Origin of the sequence: Vibrio sp. ArtGut-C1 (assembly GCF_002105475.1) — a bacterium.
GTDB lineage: Bacteria > Pseudomonadota > Gammaproteobacteria > Enterobacterales > Vibrionaceae > Vibrio > Vibrio diabolicus.
Map to the genome: position 1 here is coordinate 144,299 of NZ_NCTH01000003.1, position 20,330 is coordinate 164,628.

At 43.6% G+C, this 20,330-nt stretch carries 19 protein-coding genes; 9 read left to right on the forward strand and 10 right to left on the reverse strand.

The window, feature by feature from the left end; all coding sequences use genetic code 11:
* Complete coding sequence (locus tag B7360_RS03920) at positions 1-2,925, forward strand: VPA1269 family protein (protein ID WP_085342756.1); 2,925 nt, start codon at positions 1-3, stop codon at positions 2,923-2,925.
* A complete protein-coding gene (locus tag B7360_RS03925; RefSeq protein ID WP_085342757.1) occupies positions 2,915-3,634 on the forward strand; it encodes a hypothetical protein in 720 nt (239 codons plus the stop codon). The genes B7360_RS03920 and B7360_RS03925 overlap by 11 nt, the downstream gene beginning before the upstream one ends.
* Before the next feature lie 135 nt (positions 3,635-3,769).
* Here the strand turns inward: B7360_RS03925 and arsJ are convergent, their stop codons facing one another.
* The 5 genes from arsJ to B7360_RS03950 form a co-directional block, all read right to left on the reverse strand.
* Positions 3,770-4,996 carry an organoarsenical effux MFS transporter ArsJ gene (gene arsJ / locus B7360_RS03930; RefSeq protein WP_085342758.1) on the reverse strand — a complete coding sequence of 409 codons (1,227 nt, stop codon included), beginning with the start codon at positions 4,994-4,996 and terminating at the stop codon, positions 3,770-3,772.
* Between the two features lie 50 nt (positions 4,997-5,046).
* Positions 5,047-5,544, reverse strand: coding sequence for a cyclin-dependent kinase inhibitor 3 family protein (locus B7360_RS03935; protein ID WP_085342759.1), 498 nt, complete (start codon positions 5,542-5,544; stop codon positions 5,047-5,049).
* Between the two features lie 12 nt (positions 5,545-5,556).
* Entirely contained in the window at positions 5,557-6,558 is a 1,002-nt protein-coding gene (locus B7360_RS03940) for an ArsJ-associated glyceraldehyde-3-phosphate dehydrogenase (protein WP_085342760.1), read from the reverse strand.
* A gap of 13 nt (positions 6,559-6,571) precedes the next feature.
* Complete coding sequence (locus B7360_RS03945) at positions 6,572-6,913, reverse strand: metalloregulator ArsR/SmtB family transcription factor (protein WP_071178641.1); 342 nt, start codon at positions 6,911-6,913, stop codon at positions 6,572-6,574.
* Positions 6,914-6,989: 76 nt separating this feature from the next.
* Positions 6,990-7,361 (reverse strand): hypothetical protein, encoded by a 372-nt coding sequence (locus B7360_RS03950; protein ID WP_085342761.1) that lies wholly within the window; start codon positions 7,359-7,361, stop codon positions 6,990-6,992.
* A gap of 172 nt (positions 7,362-7,533) precedes the next feature.
* On the opposite strand from B7360_RS03950, the gene B7360_RS03955 reads away from it, so the two are divergent.
* The 5 genes from B7360_RS03955 to phoU all read left to right on the forward strand — a co-directional run bounded on the left by B7360_RS03955 (position 7,534) and on the right by phoU (position 11,979).
* A complete protein-coding gene (locus tag B7360_RS03955; protein ID WP_085342762.1) occupies positions 7,534-8,526 on the forward strand; it encodes a PstS family phosphate ABC transporter substrate-binding protein in 993 nt (330 codons plus the stop codon).
* Between the two features lie 68 nt (positions 8,527-8,594).
* Complete coding sequence (gene pstC / locus B7360_RS03960) at positions 8,595-9,527, forward strand: phosphate ABC transporter permease subunit PstC (RefSeq protein WP_085342807.1); 933 nt, start codon at positions 8,595-8,597, stop codon at positions 9,525-9,527.
* Positions 9,527-10,447: a phosphate ABC transporter permease PstA gene (gene pstA / locus B7360_RS03965; RefSeq protein WP_085342763.1), complete on the forward strand. Its 921-nt coding sequence runs from the start codon at positions 9,527-9,529 to the stop codon at positions 10,445-10,447. Before pstC ends, pstA begins: the two co-directional genes overlap by 1 nt.
* Positions 10,448-10,461: 14 nt before the next feature.
* Positions 10,462-11,322, forward strand: a complete 861-nt coding sequence (pstB, locus tag B7360_RS03970; RefSeq protein WP_085342764.1) for a phosphate ABC transporter ATP-binding protein PstB — start codon at positions 10,462-10,464, stop codon at positions 11,320-11,322.
* Between the two features lie 9 nt (positions 11,323-11,331).
* Positions 11,332-11,979, forward strand: a complete 648-nt coding sequence (phoU, locus tag B7360_RS03975; protein WP_085342765.1) for a phosphate signaling complex protein PhoU — start codon at positions 11,332-11,334, stop codon at positions 11,977-11,979.
* Between the two features lie 512 nt (positions 11,980-12,491).
* Here phoU and B7360_RS03980 read toward each other — a convergent pair.
* The 5 genes from B7360_RS03980 to B7360_RS04000 are packed head-to-tail and all read right to left on the reverse strand — an operon-like array spanning position 12,492 to position 17,708.
* Positions 12,492-13,856 carry a TrkH family potassium uptake protein gene (locus tag B7360_RS03980; protein ID WP_047690397.1) on the reverse strand — a complete coding sequence of 455 codons (1,365 nt, stop codon included), beginning with the start codon at positions 13,854-13,856 and terminating at the stop codon, positions 12,492-12,494.
* 1 nt (position 13,857) lies between these two features.
* Positions 13,858-14,511, reverse strand: a complete 654-nt coding sequence (locus B7360_RS03985; RefSeq protein ID WP_085342766.1) for a TrkA family potassium uptake protein — start codon at positions 14,509-14,511, stop codon at positions 13,858-13,860.
* Between the two features lie 13 nt (positions 14,512-14,524).
* Positions 14,525-15,985 carry a TrkH family potassium uptake protein gene (locus tag B7360_RS03990; RefSeq protein WP_085342767.1) on the reverse strand — a complete coding sequence of 487 codons (1,461 nt, stop codon included), beginning with the start codon at positions 15,983-15,985 and terminating at the stop codon, positions 14,525-14,527.
* Positions 15,978-16,676, reverse strand: a complete 699-nt coding sequence (locus tag B7360_RS03995) for a response regulator transcription factor (RefSeq protein ID WP_085342768.1) — start codon at positions 16,674-16,676, stop codon at positions 15,978-15,980. Before B7360_RS03995 ends, B7360_RS03990 begins: the two co-directional genes overlap by 8 nt.
* Complete coding sequence (locus B7360_RS04000) at positions 16,677-17,708, reverse strand: ATP-binding protein (RefSeq protein ID WP_085342769.1); 1,032 nt, start codon at positions 17,706-17,708, stop codon at positions 16,677-16,679.
* A gap of 234 nt (positions 17,709-17,942) precedes the next feature.
* Here B7360_RS04000 and B7360_RS04005 point away from each other — a divergent pair, with 234 nt between their 5' ends.
* Together B7360_RS04005 and B7360_RS04010 are read left to right on the forward strand one after the other, a co-directional pair.
* Positions 17,943-19,433, forward strand: a complete 1,491-nt coding sequence (locus B7360_RS04005) for a SulP family inorganic anion transporter (RefSeq protein WP_085342770.1) — start codon at positions 17,943-17,945, stop codon at positions 19,431-19,433.
* 10 nt (positions 19,434-19,443) lie between these two features.
* Positions 19,444-20,292 (forward strand): universal stress protein, encoded by an 849-nt coding sequence (locus B7360_RS04010; protein ID WP_085342771.1) that lies wholly within the window; start codon positions 19,444-19,446, stop codon positions 20,290-20,292.
* The last annotated feature ends 38 nt before the right edge of the window (positions 20,293-20,330 follow it).

A 20,330-nucleotide genomic window follows, 5' to 3' on the forward strand; every position in this document is an offset into this window, starting at 1 on the left:
TTGAAAATCACAAAATCAACCGTCTTAAAATACATCGAAGATACGGGCATCAAAGAGTTAAGCAACACGAAATTGATTGAGTGTTTCTTGGTGTTAAATGCCACATCATTACCTGATATTTATTCAGAAAAACTGCATGGTGAGATGCTGCGCAGGAAAATTTGCTTCTCTGAATTCTACAACTTTGCCAAGTTCAATTGGTCAGCCTCATATTTAACGGCTTTGGCTACTAAGTCTAGTCCAGATGTTCAAAAGTTTGTGGATGAATTTGATGAGCACAATTCATCTTATGGTGACAACTCTGCACCAAGACAAAAGGGAAGGCTCTTCGCTAGGCTTTATTCGTTATTTTACAAGCGATATCGTCTTAAGGAGTTGAAAATAGCAGATGCTCAATACCTTTTTGATTTGGTCGTGAGTAATTATGATCTGTTCAAAGGAAACAGAGGCGATGAATCAAACAACCTTACAAGAAGGGATCTTTACGGCATAACTGCTTTCCTAAGAACAATCTATGAGTTTAACGGAACTGAAGTTCCCAAAGGTATTTTAGAGAAGATTGTTCCTGACGATCTTATTAAACCCCAAGGTAGAAGTATTGCTCGCGGAAAAGTCAAATCCCTAGGGCGTCAAGAGCAGTTAGCTACGTATTCTCTTCTTGTAAAGATTAATGAATCTTACATTGATACGCTTATTTTAAAGACCCAGAAGGGGCAAAATTCAGCATTTTATAACTTGCTTGATTATGTTGAGAATGTGCTGGGAATTGAGTGCATTCATACAGTCGATGAGCTAACTGAGCTTTTAGTTCAGGGACGTAGAGGCTCTCAACGGTTTCTTCACTATCTAGAGAATGAGGTTAAAGCGAGCGTTAGAGCGAAGTCCATGTACATCAGAGATATGATGGTTTGGGCGATGAATGAATATAACATTGACCCTAAAAATGGTTTCGAGCCTCTATTTGATAATTATGAATGGGATCGTATTCAGAGAGATAAGGTCTTCAAAAAAATTACTGGTTCTAGTAAAGATGAAACACCTAAAGCGGTGATACCGTTGCGTGTTCACCAACTAGCAATAGATATCTTGCTTGACGCTGAATATAAGTGGGCAAAAACGCTGAAAGATCAATACTTCATTGATGAGAATGGGAATAGTGTATTTAACCCAACCTTAAATAATTTATTGGCTTTGGTCTTTCTATTGCCGATAAGAATAATTCAGGCTCAAGTGTTAGATAGTGGTGAAGGTGATGATTATCGTTATGACTTTGACAATTTACGATGGATACCAAATGACAGCCCTCACGCAGGTTACTGGAAATCAAGGTATTCAGTTAATCAAGACCGAGGCTTTGTTAAGCGTGATACTAGCTTAGTAAAGGAAGCTATACAGAGTAAAAATATTGATGAAAATGGCTCCCCCATCGTTAGACAAGCCTACATGTACATCAACACGAATAAGACAGCAGATAGAAGTGTAGCTTTCAGTGAGGTTAGTGGGTATACCATTCCTTGGCACCACGAAGACGCATTGACTGTATATGCACGACAGTTAGATTTTTTGAACAAATATCACCACGTTGAGTCTCCTGCTGCCATGAAAGATCTAGATAGACCTCAAACGATCCTAGGCGGCAAGCCAACTACTGCGGTTTTAGAAATTACACCTTCACGCTTCTATTTATTTAGGTGCAATTTGAATTCTGATGAAAAAAGTAGAGATTTCCCACCAACCAAGCTGTTGATTACAAAGATGTGGAACCAATTAATGGTAGAAATACAACGTCGCCTTGATGCTGAGGGAGCTGATTTCTCTGTGATATCTCAAGAGAAACTTGAAAAATTTAGAAATAATGTTGGAGGTGGCAATTCTTACATTAGCTATTTGACGCCACACTGCACGCGAGTTACAGGGATTACAAGGCTCGAAGAGTTTGGTGTGCCTATTCATATCATTTCTAAATTAATTGCTGGTCACGCCAACGTACGAACTACATACCGTTATGTCAAATATGATAAGAGCTATATAAATGACAGAATTACTGAAGCTCAAGCTAAAATAAGCAGCAAGATGGAGTTGGCTCTTACAGAAGAACTAAAGACATCGGATATTGAGAGAGCGAGACAGATTGCTTACATCCCTGATATCTATCTAACGTCTTGGGGAGATGTTCAAGAACGTAGTTGGAACTCTAATGCATTAGGAATATGCCCGAACTCAGGCACTCTCTGTCATGAAGGTCGTGATGAAGAAGCCACGCACTTCAATGGCGTTGGTAAGTGTTTGAACTGCAAGTACTTAATTAGTGGTAAGCCATTTTTGATTAATATCTGGGCGCATGTAAATGCTCTTCTTTATAAGGCTAAAGAACTTAATGATGATTATAGTCTTCTGCAATCAGATTATAGGAAGCTTATAAAACAGAGGAAGAGTGAGTTCAAAAAAAATGGTCGTTCAGATGAATGGGCTAGCCTGAACAAGTTGATTAAGAAAGCGGAGAATAACATGGAAATGAACTCAGGAGATGTGAATTTGATTCTTTCTGAGGTTTATTATGGGAACTTACTGTTTGAAACGGTTAGAAATCTAACCAATACCAGCGAAGATTTCGTTGAAAGCATTGGTTTTGAGGAATGTACTAACTTTGAACATTTGAACGCAGTGGTAGAGTCCGAGTCTTATTTGCCCTATTTCGAAAGAGATAAAAACTTGAAGTTCAAACGTGACACGTTTGTTGATAAAGCACTTGTTGCCATTGGTGAGCAACCGATATTTCTAAGGAACTTAAGTCATGAGGAAAAGGAGCAGGCTATATCAGCAACGGCAAAGTTGATTGAAAACGACATCAAAGCCCAGGAAGGGAAGTATCTAGTTGCAGCTTTGAGATTAGAGAATTTGATGGAGGTATGCCATGCAGCATGATGTTGATACCGTTCTAAAGAGCCTTCTTAAAGATGCAAATTCAAATGTTGAAACACGCCTAAAAGCTTTGAATAAAATCATTTATGGTTTTAAAAAGAATCATGTGGATTTAACCGTACCTAATGTAGTTGGTGCATTGGAATCTATTGGAATAAAAATGAGTGCCAGCTCACTTTATAACAAAACCGTACGGGGAAAGCCCAACCCATACAGGGTTTTATTCGATGCGTGGTCACATGAGATAGACAAAGCAAAGGTAAGCAAGGCATCTGCGGATTATTCACCTGTAGACTTTACTTCAATGACAGATGCTGATTTTGCAACTATTGGTAGTGATGTTGTTAAGTTCAAGGTTCAAACCTTATATAACGAGTTGAGGTCAGCAAGAAATCAAATCAATATGCTCAAGCAAATTCATGACTTACCTATGATTGAAGATACAGGTGAAAAACTTATATTTCGTAAAAGTGGGCTAATCGATGATGCTGTGTCACCATCTCAAGGTATCAGTAACTCAGATTTTAATGAAGAATGCATTGAAGAGTATGTAGATGCCATTCGTTATTTCTTGAATGGAAATAGCAAAATTGAATTTGATGATGAGGGATGCTTAATAGCTAAAACGACAATCAGAAAAGGTGACATGCTGAGTGATATCGACTTAAAAATAGCAATAGAAACAGCGTGTAAAGTGCTGATAGATAAATAGATGATAAATCCTTAGTTGTTAGATAATGCTACAACTAAAAATTACTTACGAATCCCATTTATTCAATGACTTAAGGTTAAAAAATAATGCCAGCTACGATTGCTGGCATTGGTGAAAAAATCTGCTTAGTTTTATTTATTGCTGAGCCAGTTTTTGATTTGTACCTATAGGCAGCCAAAACGAAATAATGGTCGTTAATGCTAAGAAGGCAAAGGATACCCATAGACAGGCTGAGAACCCCCACATTTGGAACACCCATCCAGATAGAACCGTCCCTATCAAACGCCCCATTGCGTTTGCCATGTAGTAGAAACCGACATCCAGAGAGACACCATCTCCCTTGGCATAGCTGACGATTAAGTACGAGTGCAGAGAAGAATTAACCGCAAACACAGCACCAAAAATCATCAGTCCAACGACAATAACCACTTCTGGGTGCCATTGCTGCTGCACACTGTAAGCAATTACGCCAGTCACTACAGACAATACCAACGCCCACACTATCGCGGCTTTACCATCTGGAGTATGACCTGATTTACTGCCTGTGATCTTTGGTGCAATCCCTTGAATGATACCGTAACCGATAACCCAAATAGCCAAGAATCCACCTACGGCGCTATGATCCCATCCAAACACAGATCCCAGATAAATAGGCAGTGCAATCACAAACCAAACATCACGCGCACCAAACAGGAACATACGAGCAGCGGATAGAATGTTTACGCTGCTAGATTTGGAAAAAATTTCAGAGAACTTAGGTTTATTTTTCGCTTTGCCAAGATCGGATTTAAGGCTAATCACACTGCCGATAAAGACCAGTAAAAGAACACCCGCCATCGCAGCTACCGCATATTGGAAGCCAATCATCGATAACAACGCACCACCTAAGAAAAATCCTGCACCTTTTAGCGCGTTTTTAGAGCCTGTAAGTATGGCAATCCACTTATACAATGCTCCTTGTGCATTCTCTGGCACCAAGGTTTTGATGGAGCTTTTCGCGCTCATCTTGTTTAGATCTTTGGCAATACCTGACAAAGCTTGTGCAGCCATGACCCATGGAATTGAGAGCCAACTTGCAGGAACGGCCAGCATTGAAAGAGCGATGATTTGCATTCCCAAGCCAATATTCATCGTTCGGTTCAAACCAAGACGAGCACCTAGCCAACCACCGATGAGGTTAGTGACGACGCCAAAGAATTCATAAAAAAGAAAAAGGGAGGCGATCTCTAAGGTTGAATACCCCAAATCATAAAAATAGAGCACCACCAACATGCGTAATGCGCCATCGGTAACAGTGAAGTTCCAATAGTTAAATGTGACCAACATGTACTGGCGGACATTTTGGTTGAGTTTAGACAACATATTTACTCTCTTTAAAAAAAAGAGCCGCCTTAGGCAGCTCTTTAAGGCTTTTACTGATTAGCAAATTGGTGGATGTACTCAACTTGTACATCTTTGGTAAATGCGCCAGGTCTTAACGACTGGACATGGGTGATGATTTCTTGCAGCTCCCAACCTTTCTCTAGCAAAAGATGGGCAGCAAGCAAACCTGTCCGTCCCGATCCCCCCATGCAATGCATCGCTATCTTTTCGCCATGTTCTATAGCTTTGTGTAGCGAAGGGGATATATGTTTCCAGCGAGCCTGAAAATCTTCACCTGGAGCACAGTCATCTTCTATCGGTGTGTGAAACCATTGCAAACCTGCTTTTTCGACAATATTAGGCAGATCGCCAACGCCTTTTTCTTGCATCTCATGAGTGCTCAGTGCTGTAACAACGACAGTTACACCTTGAGATTTGAGTTGATCAATACTGTCACTCAGCGACGCTTCTTTAGTGCCAGGACAAGGAGTTAGTACTAACGCTGCGTTATTGTCTTCAACAGGCAGTTCCCACGTAGGATGTGTCATTGGTTTGCTTCCTTATGCTAGGCCGACTTTACGAACAAGTTCTGCGGTACGTGTTGCGTAACCCATTTCGTTGTCATACCACGCATAGATTTTCACCATACGCTTGCCAACAACCATAGTCGAAAGCGCATCGACAATCGTTGAACGTTGGTCCCCTTTGTAATCAATAGAAACAAGAGGGCGTTCTTCGAAACCAAGTATGCCTTTCAGTTCATTCTGCGACGCTTCTTTAAGTAAGTCGTTCACCTCTTCAGCCGTAGTGTCTCGCTTAACATCAAAAATAATGTCGGTTAATGAGGCGTTAGCTAACGGAACACGCACTGCATGACCATCAATTTTTCCTTTAAGTTCAGGGAAAATTTCGATAATCGCTTTCGCAGAACCTGTGGTCGTTGGGATCAAGCTCATACCACAAGCACGCGCACGGCGAAGGTCTTTATGCGGAGCATCGAGAATGGTTTGAGTATTTGTCAAATCATGAATGGTCGTAAACGAAGATTGCTCAATACCGAGTTTTTCATGAATCACTTTCACCACAGGTGCAATACAGTTAGTAGTACAAGATGCAGCAGTCACAATCTGGTGTTTCTCTGGGTCAAAAATGTTGTCGTTAACACCAACAACAATGTTAGCAATCCCATCTTCTTTTACTGGAGCGGAAACCACCACGCGTTTAACACCTTGTGCCAGATACTGATTCAGGAACTCGGATTTACGGTGTTTGCCCGTTGCCTCGATCACCACATCACAACTAGACCAATCTACTGAATCGATAGCTTTTTCTTGCGAGGTTGCGATGGTTTTTCCATTGATGACAATTGCGTTACTTTCACTTGTCACTTCGTGGTGCCAGCGACCTTGCACTGAGTCAAACTCAAGCAGGTGCGCTAAAGTTGCCGCATCACCTGCCACATCGTTAATCTGAACGAACTCGATTTCAGGCCAATCAAACGACGCTCTCAGCGCTAAACGTCCAATACGACCAAATCCATTAATTCCTACTTTGATAGACATCTTAATTTTTCCTTTAAACACAACATTCTGGACGAGATTTCATCTCGGATAAGCGTTGAATATCTTGCTGGTATTCTGCTTTCAGGCAGTTAGAGTCAACTAACCCTTGGATCTGTTTTCTCATCCAACCAGGAAGCTGATCTGATAAACGGTAGAAAACCCACTGCCCCTGACGGGTATCAACCACCACACCACTTGAACGGAGCAATGCAAGGTGGCGAGAAATCTTGGGTTGGCTTTCATTAAGGGCTTCTGTCAACTCCCCGACACAGACCTTTTCTTCACGGGCAATCATTAACAAGCAACGAACCCGTGTTTCATCTGAAAGTAATTTAAAAAACTGGTGAGGTAACATGTTCAATCCTACTTATCTGTATATGCGTATATATTATTTGATGTATATCGTCTGTCAACAAAAAAACGCAGGGAGATTACAGGATGACATCGCAACGAGAAGAGAAATAGCTGATGTGATTCTGTAGTTCTTCTATTGCGTTTTGATTACAAGTCACTTCCCAATAAAGGTTTTTTTGATATGCCTCTCTACGCCTTCCAACTCGATGCATCGCGTAGTTGATATCAATCACATAGTCATAGCCTGGCTCTATCTCATCCGAGGCATCTAAAAAGAGATAACCAAAATATCCATAGCAATCCAGCGTATCGCCGCAGTCTTCTTCGTTGGGCAGCCTTTCATAACTGATGTGATATCGGTCACTAGAGCGACTAAAAAGAAGCTGAGCAGCAATACAGGCTAGATCGGAGGTTGGGTAGCTAATGAAATGTACAGTTCTCTTATCCATCCTGTCATTCTCATCAATAAGTAAGATTCCACAGTCGTAAAAACATACAGCATATTTTTAGGTTCGTACATATGGATACATGTATATTTAAATAAATAGACACAAAAGTGTCACAAATGAGTAGTAACGTAACCATCGAAGTTATCAATGACGTAAAACATGGAGATAAGTCATGAAACATACTTTGTCAGCAGCCTTAGTTGGCGCGACGCTACTCGCAGCTAGTCAAGGCGCATTCGCTCGTGATCTGGTTAAAATTGATGGCTCTAGTACAGTTTTCCCTATTACCGAGGCGATGGCTGAAGAGTTCCAAAATGCAGAGAAAGGCAAAACCATGGTCACCGTCGGTATTTCTGGTACTGGCGGTGGTTTTAAAAAGTTCTGCCGTGGTGAAACGGATATTTCGAATGCCTCTCGACCAATTAAGGATTCTGAGCGCAAACTGTGCGCTGAAAACGGCATCGAGTTTATCGAACTGCCAGCAGCACTTGATGCGCTGACTGTGGTTATCAACCCGAAAAATGATTGGGTTAAACACTTGAACGTCGAAGATCTGAAAAAGGCTTGGGAACCAGCGGCTCAAGGAAAAGTCATGACATGGAAACAAATGAACCCAGCTTTCCCTGATCGACCGCTTAAACTTTTTGGTCCTGGTACTGATTCAGGCACTTATGATTACTTCCTTGAAGCGATTGTTGAAGGCAAATCTAGCCGTGGTGATTTCACCGCCAGCGAAGACGACAACATCATCGTGCAAGGCGTCTCTAATGACGTTGATGCACTTGGTTTCTTTGGTTTGGCTTACTATGAAGAAAACAAAGACAAACTAAAAGCTGCACCAATTAGCTGGAAAGGCAGTCAACCTGTAGAGCCAAGTGTTGAAAATGCCAAGAATGCAACTTACCAACCGTTGTCTCGCCCAATTTTCATCTACGTGAACAAAAAATCAGCCGATGAAAAAGCGCACGTTGAACGATTTGTAGACTTCTACATGGACACGACTCATGCACCTGAGCTAGTCAAAGAAGTCGGCTATGTTCCTCTACCAGAAAAAGCTTACAAATTAGCGCAAGAAAACTTTAAGCAACGTCGTACGGGTTCTGTTTTCCACGGAGCTGAAGTCGGTGTCGGTATTGAAGAGCTGTTAGCTCGCACTCCTAAGTAAGTCATTATTGTATTGATTCATGGAGGGAGCTTTGCTGCCCTCCTTGTTCTCTTTACGCAGGCATGAATATGAATACAACTCAATCCAGTTCTTCAAGCCTCTTGGTCTCTGAAGCCTTTTTAAAACAACGTGCATTTTGGAATGTGGTGAGTCGTTACCTTCTTATGGCAGCAGCTCTGGCTTCCATTTTTGTCACTGTGGGTATTGTGTACGTACTGGTTTCAGAATCATTACCCTTTTTCCAGCACGTATCGATTCTCGATTTTCTCACTGACACTCAGTGGACACCGATGTTTGCTAATGCGCATTTTGGTGTGATGACGTTGGTTTCAGCAACACTCACAGTGGCAGGTATTGCTCTTGGGGTTGCCATTCCTGCGGGGATTGGCCTTGCCATCTATCTGAGTGAATACGCCAGCAACCGAGTACGAGAAGTGGTTAAACCTTTCCTGGAGCTTTTAGAAGGTGTGCCAACGGTCGTCTATGGCTTCTTTGCGCTACTTTTTGTTACACCTCTACTGCAAACCTTCATTCCAAGTCTCTCTGGTTTTAACTTGTTAGCGCCAGGTATTGTGATGGGGATTATGATTCTGCCGTATACAGCCTCCGTGAGTGAAGATGCCATGCGCTCTGTGCCTATGCACTTGAGAGAAGCAGGCTATGCGTTGGGCTATTCTCGCTTTCGCGTGGCGACGCATATCGTGATCCCTGCTGCCTTATCTGGCATTACAGCCGCTTGTATTCTTGGTATGTCACGTGCGGTTGGTGAAACCATGGTTGTGGCAATTGCTGCGGGGCAAAACCCACGGTTTGGTTTTGACCCAACCGAAGGAGCCGCCACCATCACATCATTCATCGTACAGATGGCGATGGGAGATTTACCTCATGGCACGATTGCCTATCAGTCTGTCTTTGCCGCAGGCTTAGTACTTTTCATCATCACTCTGATTTTTAACATCCTCGGTTTCTACCTACGCCGTCGATTCAGAGAGGTTTACTAATGCAAAACACCACTTTAACTCTCGAACAGATCGTCCGTAAAAATAAACAAGCCGATCTCACCGTCGCAACGATTGGGATCATTATCCTGCTTATGGCGATGTCACTGCTGGTCAGTGTTTTTGCCGAGCTGATTTATTCTGGGTTTCCTCGTCTTTTTGACGCTGATTTTTATACCAACTTTCCTTCTCGACACCCAGAGCGTGCGGGTATTTTATCTGCATGGGTTGGCACTAGTCTTGTGATGTTGGTGACGGCTTGTATCGCCATCCCTTTTGGTGTCGCCGCAGGGTTGTACCTCGAAGAGTATGCACCAAAGAACTGGCTGACGAATATCATTGAAATCAACGTCAGTAACCTAGCAGGCGTGCCTTCCATTATCTATGGCTTACTTGCTTTGGGCTTGTTTATTTATGGTTTTGGTTTAGGGGAGAGCATCATTACGGCGGGGTTAGTCCTCGCGTTATTGATCCTTCCTGTCATCATTGTATCGACACGAGAATCAATTCGCAGCATTCCTCAAGAGCTACGTGAAGCCGCTTATGGTCTGGGAGCTGACCAATGGCAAACCGTGCGCATGTACATATTACCCGCAGCAAGACCTGGCATTTTAACTGGCACGATAGTTGGACTGGCTCGTGCTATTGGTGAAGCTGCACCTGTTATTACTATCGGCGCATTAACCTTTATTGCCTTTTTGCCCAGTTCACCTTTTCAAAGTGAGTTCCCATTCATTAATTTTGAGTGGTTGTCCAGCCCGTTTACTTTGATGCCTATCCAGCTATTTAACTGGGTATCCCGCCCTCAAGCTGAATTCCACATCAATGCTGCTGCGACAGGTGTTGTACTCATGGCAATGACAATATTGATGAATGGTATTGCCATTTATATCCGATACCGACTGCGTCGTAACCTGAAGTAAGAGAGAACCAAACAATGACGACACAAACCATTTCAACTTTCTCTAGCCAATCAGCGGCAACTGAGCAAGATAGCGTGAAACGCAGCTCAACGATATCGGCTGCTTCATCAGTGAAAGAGACGCTTCGTGCAGAAGTCAAAAACCTCAATTTCTGGTACGGCGGTAAGGTTCATGCTTTGCACAATGTCAATTTACCGATTGCGGATAAGAAGATAACCGCGTTGATTGGTCCTTCTGGCTGCGGCAAGAGTACGCTGCTGCGTAGCTTTAACCGAATGCACGACCTCTATCCAGGCAATCGCTATGAGGGAGAAATCCTGTTGCATCCTGGTGCTCATAATCTGATTGATATGGATCCAGGCCTAGTTCGTTTAACGGTCGGCATGGTGTTCCAAAAGCCTAACCCTTTTCCAAAAAGCATTTATGAAAACGTGGTGGCTGGACTGCGTATTCGCGGTGTCAGTAACAAAGCCGAGCTTGATGCTCGTGCCGAAGAGTCACTACGAGGTGCAGCGATTTGGGATGAAGTCAAAGACAGACTTCACACCTCAGCCTATGGTTTATCTGGAGGGCAACAACAACGCCTTTGTATCGCGCGAGCATTAGCGCCAAAGCCAGATTTGTTGCTACTGGATGAGCCGACATCGGCATTAGACCCGATTGCAACTGCCAAGATTGAAGACCTACTGAGCGACTTGCACAAAGAGACTACGGTAGTCATGGTAACGCACAACATGCAACAAGCAGCGCGTATCTCTCACTATACCGCTTACATGCATATGGGAGAAATGGTCGAGTTTGCGCCAACAGATACCTTGTTTACGTCACCAGCAAAAGAGAAGACTCGCGACTACATCACAGGCCGTTTTGGTTAGGAATATAAAATGGAAAATCATACTCTAAAGAAATTTGATCGTGACTTAGAACAGATAAAAACCGAACTCAATGAACTCGCCAACATTGTGTTAACAGAGTTCGAGCAAGCGATTGATGTCTTTGATAAACCTAATACTGAGCTAGCCGATAACATTGTTGCTCAAGACCGTATCGCCAACCAGTGTTTGAGTAACATCGAGCAACATGGAGCCAGAGTATTAGCACGTCAACATGCCGTAGCCGATGACCTGCGCTTTATCCTATCATCAATGCGGATCGCACCCAGGTTAGAGCGTGTCGGTGATTATGCAAAATCGATGGCGGTAAAGTCGAGTCAGTTCAAACAAGTCATTCCTGATGAACTCAATGAAATATTTCACCAGATGCATTTACACCTAGTGACAATGCTGCGTAGTGTCATTGAGGCATACAATACTAAAAATGCCACTCAGGCGAATGTTGTCTGGGAAGGCGATGATACGCTCGATGCCTATTATCGAGATGTATACACACTGCTCATTCAGGGATTTAACCAGCAAGCCACATCATCTGAACAACTGGTTGAACTGTTGTTTATTGCGAAAGGGCTAGAGCGAGCTGGCGATCACATCAGTGACATTGCTACGGATGTACAGTTTATGGTGAATGGCGCTTAAACGGGTATTGTCTGTAAATAAGGGTCTTAACTTGTTTAGACCCTTATACTGTTTATTCTCATGGAGACAGCGAGAATAAACGCCTCTAATAATCATTCTTTAGGTAAATTAGGGTAAACCTCGATACTCAGGAATGTTGTGAGTAACAGGTCTGAATTGAAATAGGTTAAAAATGAGCTTTCGACATCACTAAATTAGAAATTGTTAAATCAATAATAAGGAAATCTCCATGATTTATATCAAACTGCATTGAACCTGCATTTACAACTTAAGCCGATATGTGAGATATCTTTTTTCCACAGTAAGAACAGCACTGTGCGTTGCTATCAGGATCATGGTGCAGTCCTCTTGAACAATTGAATTTAACCCAAAACGTCCTTCTTAAAATACGCCAGTAATAATACATAGTCATACCCTAGTCATCGTAAATAAGGCTTATTATTGTTGATGACATTGCTTTAGCTATTAGTTCGTTAAACCTGCATTCACTTCCTTGTGTTAGCCTTGAAAACTCATCCAATGGCTAATTTTGTCTCCGCAAAACGTAGTTTTTTCTGGCGTGGGCTGGCTAAAAAGTACGCCAAGGTTAATGGTCCCAATCTCCCCATATACATCATAAAGATGATAATGAGTTCACCCGATGCAGAAAGCTGACCTGTTAAGCCACGAGACAACCCCACAGTACCTAATGCAGAAACCGCTTCAAACACGACATCTATCATCGGGGCATTTTCCGTCAAGAGTAATGCAAAGATGGCTAACCACGTCACTACAACCGAAATCATCGTCAGTGCAAGAGCTTTGCTGATCGTATCTTTCGCGATTTCACGTTTAAACACATGGATTTGCTCATCACGACGTAAGTAAGCGTAAGTCGATAATATCAAAACCATAAAGGTCACGACTTTGATACCGCTTGCGGTACTTAAAGAGCCGCCACCAATGAACATCAGCACCAGAATAATTGCCGTTGTTGCATCTTCGAGTTGGTCAATCGCAAGTGTATTAAAGCCTGCGGTTCGTGGAGTTACCGCCTGAAACCAAGAAGCCAGCCACTTACCGAGTTCGCTGAGTGGCGCTAAGGTGTTGGGGTTATCACGCTCGATTAGGTAGATGGCTATCACTGCCACGGCATTGATAAGCACGGTTCCCGTTATCATCATGCGGCTATAAACCGTCAGCTTTGACCACCGACGGTTTCGCTTTAAATCCATCCAAACCGAAAAGCCTAACCCGCCAATGATAAATAGTCCTGTAATGGTCAGGTTAACGACGGGGTCATCCACATAAGGCATTAAGCTATCAGCACTTAAGGCAAACCCTGCATTATTAAACGCACTGATGGTATAGAAAAAACCGTGAAATAAACTGGTTGCCCAGCCAAGCTCATCGCTCCAATACCAGGTCAATATGGTCATCCCAACCAGTTCGACGGTCAGAGCAAACATCAACACGGATTTAGCGGTCGCAACAAGCGTTGAGGAGTCGGTTTGATTAAATGCTTCTCTTGCGACGGTACGCTCTAAAAAGCCGATTTTCCCTCCCAAAGCAATCAAGGTCACAATGGCAAAGGTCATGAGTCCGAGGCCACCACACTGAATGAGTAAAGCGATGACAACTTGCCCAAATAAGGTGAACTGAGTGCCTGTATCAACCACCACTAGCCCTGTCACCGTTACGGCTGAGGTAGCCGTGAACAAACTCTGTATCCAAGTGATAGGCTCATGAGCCGCAATTGGCAGTTTGAGTAATGCCGTACCCAGCAGGATAAGCAGTAAAAAGCTGCCACTTAAAATCAGTGGCGGCGCACCCACTATTTTTTTTCCTGACTTGGGTTTACGTTCTATCGGTGTGATAGAGGGGTGCCACAATACCATGTCACACCAACCTTGGAGCGAGGTATTTTAGCTCAGCGCGAGTGCCGCACAACAGAATGATATCATTCGCTTTCAAGACAAAATCATGACCAATCTGATTGATCACGTCTTGTTCACGTTTGATGAGAACCGTTTGCACACTGACTTTGGCATCACCAAGAATTTGTCCAATCGGAGTGTCGTGTAACGATGCTCTGATATGAATTTCAACCACATACAACCCATGACCTAAGGACAAGTAGTTATTCACCATAGGGTAGTTTAGCGCCTGAGCGACACGCACGCCCATTTCCTCTTCTGGATGGATAATACGTTGAACGCCAAGTTTCGACACTATGGTGTGATGTGCTTTGGTACTGGCCTTAACCCAAATCTCTTTAACACCGAGATTTTTCAATGCCAAAGTGCAAAGCAAACTTGACTGCATGTCTTCCCCAATCGCGATCAATACCGCTTCACTGTTGCCAAGATCTAATTCACGCAGCGCATTCTCATCGGTGGAGTCGCAAATTATGGCTTGCGTTAACTCCTCGACATATTTCTCAACGATTTTTGGGTCGCGATCAACGCCCGTCACGGTGTGTCCGAGATGGATCAGTTCAAGACTGGCCGCGATACCAAAACGCCCAAGTCCAATGACAGTAAAATGTGCCATGACAATACCTTTACTATTTTTTCCAAAAGTGTGGCAAGAACATGGCTAATACCGTGAAGTATTCCAGTCGGCCAAGGATCATTGCCAGATTTAATATCCAGATGCCTGTATCAGAAACAGGTTGAAAATTGCTTGCTACCACGCCAAAACCAGGGCCAAGCACATTGATACACGCCACCACTGCGGTAAAGGACGACCAAAAGTCCAGTCCTGTTGCCATCATCAGCAAAGTGAACACCACGGTGGTCAGCGCTGCCAGAGACATAAAAGCCATCACGGCATTGGTCACATCAGAGGCCACAACGCGCCCTTGATAACGGATCGGCAAAATGGCTCTGGGATGTGCAATCTGGCGAATTTCTCGTCGAATTACTTTGAACGTAATGATATCGCGCACAAATTTATTGCCCCCTGCGGTTGAACCTGAGCAACCACCAAGATAGGCACAAAACACCAAGAAGAGTGCGCTTGCCGCAGGCCAACTGCCCAAATCCGCTGCCCCAAATCCTGTACTGGTCATAAATGAGACGACGCTGAACATGGCAAAACTCAGTGAGGTAAGAAAATCGTCGTAAGCAGAATGGCTAAAAATGTACCACCCTAAAACAAAGGAGAGAGCAATCGCGGTAAGAATAAATACTCTTGACTCTTCATCAGAGACATACAGACGTAGCCCTGCAAAACCACTTCGAAATACTCGAAAATGAAGACCAAAACTGATTGCGCCCAACATCATGAAAATGTTAGATAGCATAAGGATAAGGTGACTTTCAAAATGCCACATACTGGCGTCATGCGTCGAAAAACCGCCTGTTGAAACCGTGGTAAAACTGTGCGCAATGGCATCGTAAGCCGACATCCCTGCAAGATAGTAAGCCAACGCACACGCAACGGTAATCGCCAAATACACACCCCAGAGATAATGTGCTGTCTTATTAATACGGGGCGAAAGCTTGTCATCTTTAATCGGCCCAGGCGTTTCTGCCTTAAGCAGTCGCATTCCTCCGACATTGAGCATGGGCAATACCGCGACGACAAAAATCACCACGCCTAACCCACCCATCCACTGAAGAAATTGACGATACAAGAGAAAAGATTTCGGCATATCATCCAAACCAGCTAAGATAGTGGCACCTGTGGTGGTTAAGGCACTGATGGACTCAAATATTGCGTCAGTCATACTGACTTTGGTAACGAAATGGATCGGTAATGCACCTAAGAAGCCTGTTAATACCCAAGTTAAACTGGCAAACATTAACGCATCTCGAAACGTGACTTTATGTAGCTCACTTTTTCGTAATAGAACGGACAACAAAAAGGCAGTGAGCATCATTACCGACGAAGGAGAGAAGAAGTCACCTGAAATATGATCTTGAAATATAAACAGCGACAATAGGCCAAATGAACCTTGCACAATCCCCATCCAAAGCATGGGCATGACCAAGAGTCGAACGGTATTCTTGAGATTAATCACGAGGTGGCTCCATCGCAACTAAACGGTAGCCGATCCCTGATTCGGTTTTAATGAGCTGTTGTTCGTCTGCGCTGTCGTTAAGTTTTTTGCGTAACTGACTAACCAGTACGCGCAGATAATGAGTATCTTCGGTATGACTTTCGCCCCACACCTCTCTCAGCAAATCTGTTTGCTTCACAAGTTGCCCAGGTGTAATCATGAGCATTTCAAGAAACGCAAACTCCTTTTTGGTCAGAATGACTTCGGTATCGGAAAGCCAACATTGATGTGTGCTCTTTTGCAGTTTGAGCACACCGAAGTCTAAGATATCCTCGCTAAAATGCTCACTAACCAAGTCTCGCAGCAGTACCTTAATCCGTACAATAAGTTCTTTAATGCCAAATGGCTTACTGAGGTAGTCGTTAGCCCCTGCTTCAAGCAAGCGGATCTTCTCTTCTTCTTGATCGCGTGCCGTTAGGATGAGCACGGGGGTTTTACTTGACTGACGGATCATCGATAGGAACTCAATACCATCACCATCAGGCAATCCCAAGTCGAGCACCACCACATGCGGCTGAACACGCTCAAATTGCACTTTTGCCATGGCTAACGAATCTGCTCCCACGTAATCAAAGCCTTCAGCCGCCAAAGAAATGCGCATAAACGTTTGGATTTGAGGCTCATCATCCACCACCAGTATTTTGTAGTTCACTTACAGCTCTCCTTGTTGACTGCTTGGCAGCGAAATCCGAATCAAACAACCTTGTTGTACTTCTACACATTCGATATGGCCTTGATGGGCTGAGACCACACCTTTTGCCACACTCAATCCAAGGCCCGAGCCAGAATCGTCATTTCTTTTTTCCTTGCCTGAATAAAACAGCTCGAACATTCGTTCTGCCTCATCGGCTTGCAGTGATTGGCCTTGGTTGTAGACATCAATCACCACATTTTGCTGATTCTGATAAATTGTCACCCTGACCTGTTTATCTTTAGGGGAATAGCGCAACGCATTGTCCAAGACATTAAATAACGCCTGCTCTAGCAAAGCCCGACTGACATCAACCAATGAAACCGCCCCATTGACGACGACCTCAATACTTGTGGTGGATGAAGAGAAACGACCGATAACGCTTTTTACAATATGTACAATGGATTCCTGTTGCTTCTGGATGCGAACCACGCCGTGTTGCAATTTCGTCGCTTGCAAAAGGTTCTCTATGTATTGGTGTAAGCGATGGCTTTCTTTGATGGCACTGTCGAGCAGTTCATCCTTTTCTTTGGCTTGAAGTTGCGTCTGATATTCTTTGAAAGTGGTGAGATTGCCTATAATCCCCGCGAGCGGGGTTCTCAAGTCATGGGATACAGAGAGCAAAATTTGGTGGCGTAGTTGCACTTGTTCTAGCGCATTTTGTTGACGTCGATATCGTTCAGCGAGCTGACTGGTAGTAAAGGCAACCACAATAAAAACAAGTAAGTTGATGATGTCATCTAAGTGGAACATCTGAAGCGAATATCGAGGCGTGGTAAAGAGAAAGTTGAAACTGACGGCTTCGGCAATCGCAGCCACATAAGCTATTCGTGAGTGACATTGAAGGGCAATCACAACGATAGAGAGCTGGAGTATCAGCAATACCGCGATGGTTGAGCCTAACCAGTGATCAAGTCCTAAAGAGATAAGGAGAGCGACAGAAAACACTAATACAGATATTAGGGAGCGACGATGAAGCCAACAAGTTGTCATAAAAGTAGAACAGCGACGATAAACAGTGTTGCCCACTCTAGCAAACGAGTCCAAAGGCTTCGCGTAAAAAAAGCGTAAAATTTTTAAGAGTTTGACTGTTTCTTAATCTGTAGTTAGGATCACGTTTTTATTTTTTATGGAGCGACTCGATGTCAATTACGCCGCCTTAGACCACCCGCCTTCCTCAACTCCTTTCTATACATTAACTAATTTATTAATTTTACGAGTAAATTCATGATTGAAACGATGAAACGTGATTGGTTATCCAATGTGCGTGGTGATGTGCTGGCTGGCATAGTTGTCGCACTGGCTTTGATCCCTGAAGCGATTGCTTTCTCCATTATCGCTGGTGTTGACCCTAAAGTGGGTCTTTACGCCTCATTTAGTATTGCTTTTATCATATCCATTGTCGGTGGACGTCCAGGAATGATATCAGCGGCAACAGGGGCGATGGCTCTGTTGATGGTCACGCTCGTTAAAGAGCATGGCTTACAATACCTATTAGCCGCAACCGTGTTGACAGGCATCATCCAAATCGCAGCAGGCTATCTCAAGTTAGGGGATTTAATGCGCTTTGTCTCTCGCTCGGTGGTCACTGGCTTTGTTAATGCGTTAGCGATTCTTATTTTTATGGCGCAACTGCCAGAGTTAACCAACGTGACCTGGCATGTTTATGCGATGACGGCTGCGGGTCTTGCGATTATCTACTTGTTCCCTTATCTCCCTTATGTCGGCAAACTTTTACCATCACCACTCGTGTGTATTATCTCGCTGACGGCAGTCGCGATTGTATTTAATATCGACATTCGTACTGTTGGCGATATGGGACAACTACCTGACACTTTGCCTGTTTTCTTATGGCCTGATGTCCCGCTTAACCTTGAAACACTTTGGATTATTTTGCCTTACTCATTAGGTCTTGCGATTGTAGGCTTGCTTGAATCGATGATGACGGCGACGATTGTAGATGATTTAACGGATACTAACAGCGATAAGAACCGTGAGTGTAAAGGACAAGGTATTGCCAATATCGCAACAGGCTTTATTGGGGGTATGGCTGGCTGTGCCATGATTGGTCAGTCCATTATCAATATCAAATCGGGCGGTCGTGGTCGTCTTTCTACGCTTTGTGCGGGTATTTTCTTATTGATTATGGTGGTCTTTCTTAGTGATTGGCTGAAACTTATTCCGATGGCTGCATTAGTTGCCGTGATGATCATGGTCTCTATTGGTACTTTTTCTTGGAGTTCGATTAAAGATCTTAAGTCTCATCCGTTATCGACCAATATCGTGATGATTGCGACGGTAGTGGTAGTGGTCGCGACTCACAACCTCGCCATTGGTGTCTTTGTCGGTGTTTTACTGGCTTCGCTGTTTTTTGCCAACAAGATTGGTCGTTTCATGGTGGTGAAAAGCGATTTGTCTGAAAGTGGTGAAGAGCGAACGTATCGTGTTGTGGGACAAGTCTTTTTTGCTTCGTCGGATCAATTTTTAAGAGCGTTTGACTTTAAAGAGGCGCTTGAGCGTGTCACGATTGATCTCTCAAATGCACATTTCTGGGATATTACCTCGGTTTCTTCTCTCGATCGTGTTGTGATTAAGTTCAGACGCGAAGGCACCGATGTCAATTTAATTGGCATGAATGAAGCAACCAGCACCATCGTTGATAAGTTTGGTATCCACGATAAACCAGAAGAAGTTGAAAAACTGATGGGCGGACACTAAGGAGCCAAATATGACAAACATAATCGCGTGTATCGATGGATCAAGCTATTCTCAATCAGTTGCCGACATTGGCGCATGGACATCAAAAAAACTATCTGCACCCCTGACGTTACTTCATGTATTGGACAAATCGTCACAAGAAGCGGAAAGTGAATTAAGTGGCAATATTGGCTTAGGTGCGAGAGAGCAGCTACTGGCAGAGCTTGTTGAACTTGATGAGCAACGAGCAAAAATTGCACTAAAGCACGGCAAAGCGCTATTAAGCGAGCTAGAAAGCCACTTAAATGATCAGGGTCACAACGATATTCAAAAGCGACAAAAGCATGGCAATCTTGTTGAAACTTTAACCGATATGGAGCAAGACATTCGTGTTTTAGTTATGGGTAAGTCTGGTGACCTTCATCAGAATGACACTAAAACCATTGGCTCACAGTTAGAAAGTGTTGTGCGTTCGATTAAGGCTCATATCCTGATTGCCTCAGGTCATTTTTCTCAGCCAGATAGTTACATACTTGCCTTCGACGGCAGTACGATCAGCGAGAAACTGGTTGATAAGGCGATCAACACGCCGCTTCTAAAAGGCATGACCTGTCATCTGGTGATGGTTGAGGATTCTGATAGTAAATGTGATGCTTTTTCAAATGCTGCGCAGAAACTTAAGGACAAGGGCATCAACGTTGTTGAAGCCCAATTACAAGGTGAAGTGCATTCCACTATCTTAACCTATCAGCAGAAGCAAAAGATTGGCATGATTGTGATGGGTGCTTACGGGCATTCTAAACTTCGCCAATTCTTCGTCGGAAGTAATACGACGAGGATTATTACCGACACAACGGTCCCTCTACTATTGATACGATAGAATCTAAAGCCTTCCTCACGGAAGGCTTTTTATATCAG

Bases quoted from the DNA above. Each gene is read 5' to 3' on its own strand.
- phoU (WP_085342765.1), top strand. From the start codon at position 11,332: ATGGAAAATCATACTCTAAAGAAATTTGATCGTGACTTAGAACAGATA.
- pstA (WP_085342763.1), top strand. From the start codon at position 9,527: ATGCAAAACACCACTTTAACTCTCGAACAGATCGTCCGTAAAAATAAA.
- B7360_RS03945 (WP_071178641.1), bottom strand. From the start codon at position 6,913: ATGTTACCTCACCAGTTTTTTAAATTACTTTCAGATGAAACACGGGTT.
- B7360_RS04005 (WP_085342770.1), top strand. From the start codon at position 17,943: ATGATTGAAACGATGAAACGTGATTGGTTATCCAATGTGCGTGGTGAT.
- B7360_RS03925 (WP_085342757.1), top strand. From the start codon at position 2,915: ATGCAGCATGATGTTGATACCGTTCTAAAGAGCCTTCTTAAAGATGCA.
- B7360_RS03950 (WP_085342761.1), bottom strand. From the start codon at position 7,361: ATGGATAAGAGAACTGTACATTTCATTAGCTACCCAACCTCCGATCTA.
- arsJ (WP_085342758.1), bottom strand. From the start codon at position 4,996: ATGTTGTCTAAACTCAACCAAAATGTCCGCCAGTACATGTTGGTCACA.
- B7360_RS03955 (WP_085342762.1), top strand. From the start codon at position 7,534: ATGAAACATACTTTGTCAGCAGCCTTAGTTGGCGCGACGCTACTCGCA.
- B7360_RS03980 (WP_047690397.1), bottom strand. From the start codon at position 13,856: ATGGTATTGTGGCACCCCTCTATCACACCGATAGAACGTAAACCCAAG.
- B7360_RS03940 (WP_085342760.1), bottom strand. From the start codon at position 6,558: ATGTCTATCAAAGTAGGAATTAATGGATTTGGTCGTATTGGACGTTTA.
- B7360_RS03935 (WP_085342759.1), bottom strand. From the start codon at position 5,544: ATGACACATCCTACGTGGGAACTGCCTGTTGAAGACAATAACGCAGCG.
- B7360_RS04000 (WP_085342769.1), bottom strand. From the start codon at position 17,708: ATGACAACTTGTTGGCTTCATCGTCGCTCCCTAATATCTGTATTAGTG.
- pstC (WP_085342807.1), top strand. From the start codon at position 8,595: ATGAATACAACTCAATCCAGTTCTTCAAGCCTCTTGGTCTCTGAAGCC.
- B7360_RS04010 (WP_085342771.1), top strand. From the start codon at position 19,444: ATGACAAACATAATCGCGTGTATCGATGGATCAAGCTATTCTCAATCA.
- pstB (WP_085342764.1), top strand. From the start codon at position 10,462: ATGACGACACAAACCATTTCAACTTTCTCTAGCCAATCAGCGGCAACT.
- B7360_RS03985 (WP_085342766.1), bottom strand. From the start codon at position 14,511: ATGGCACATTTTACTGTCATTGGACTTGGGCGTTTTGGTATCGCGGCC.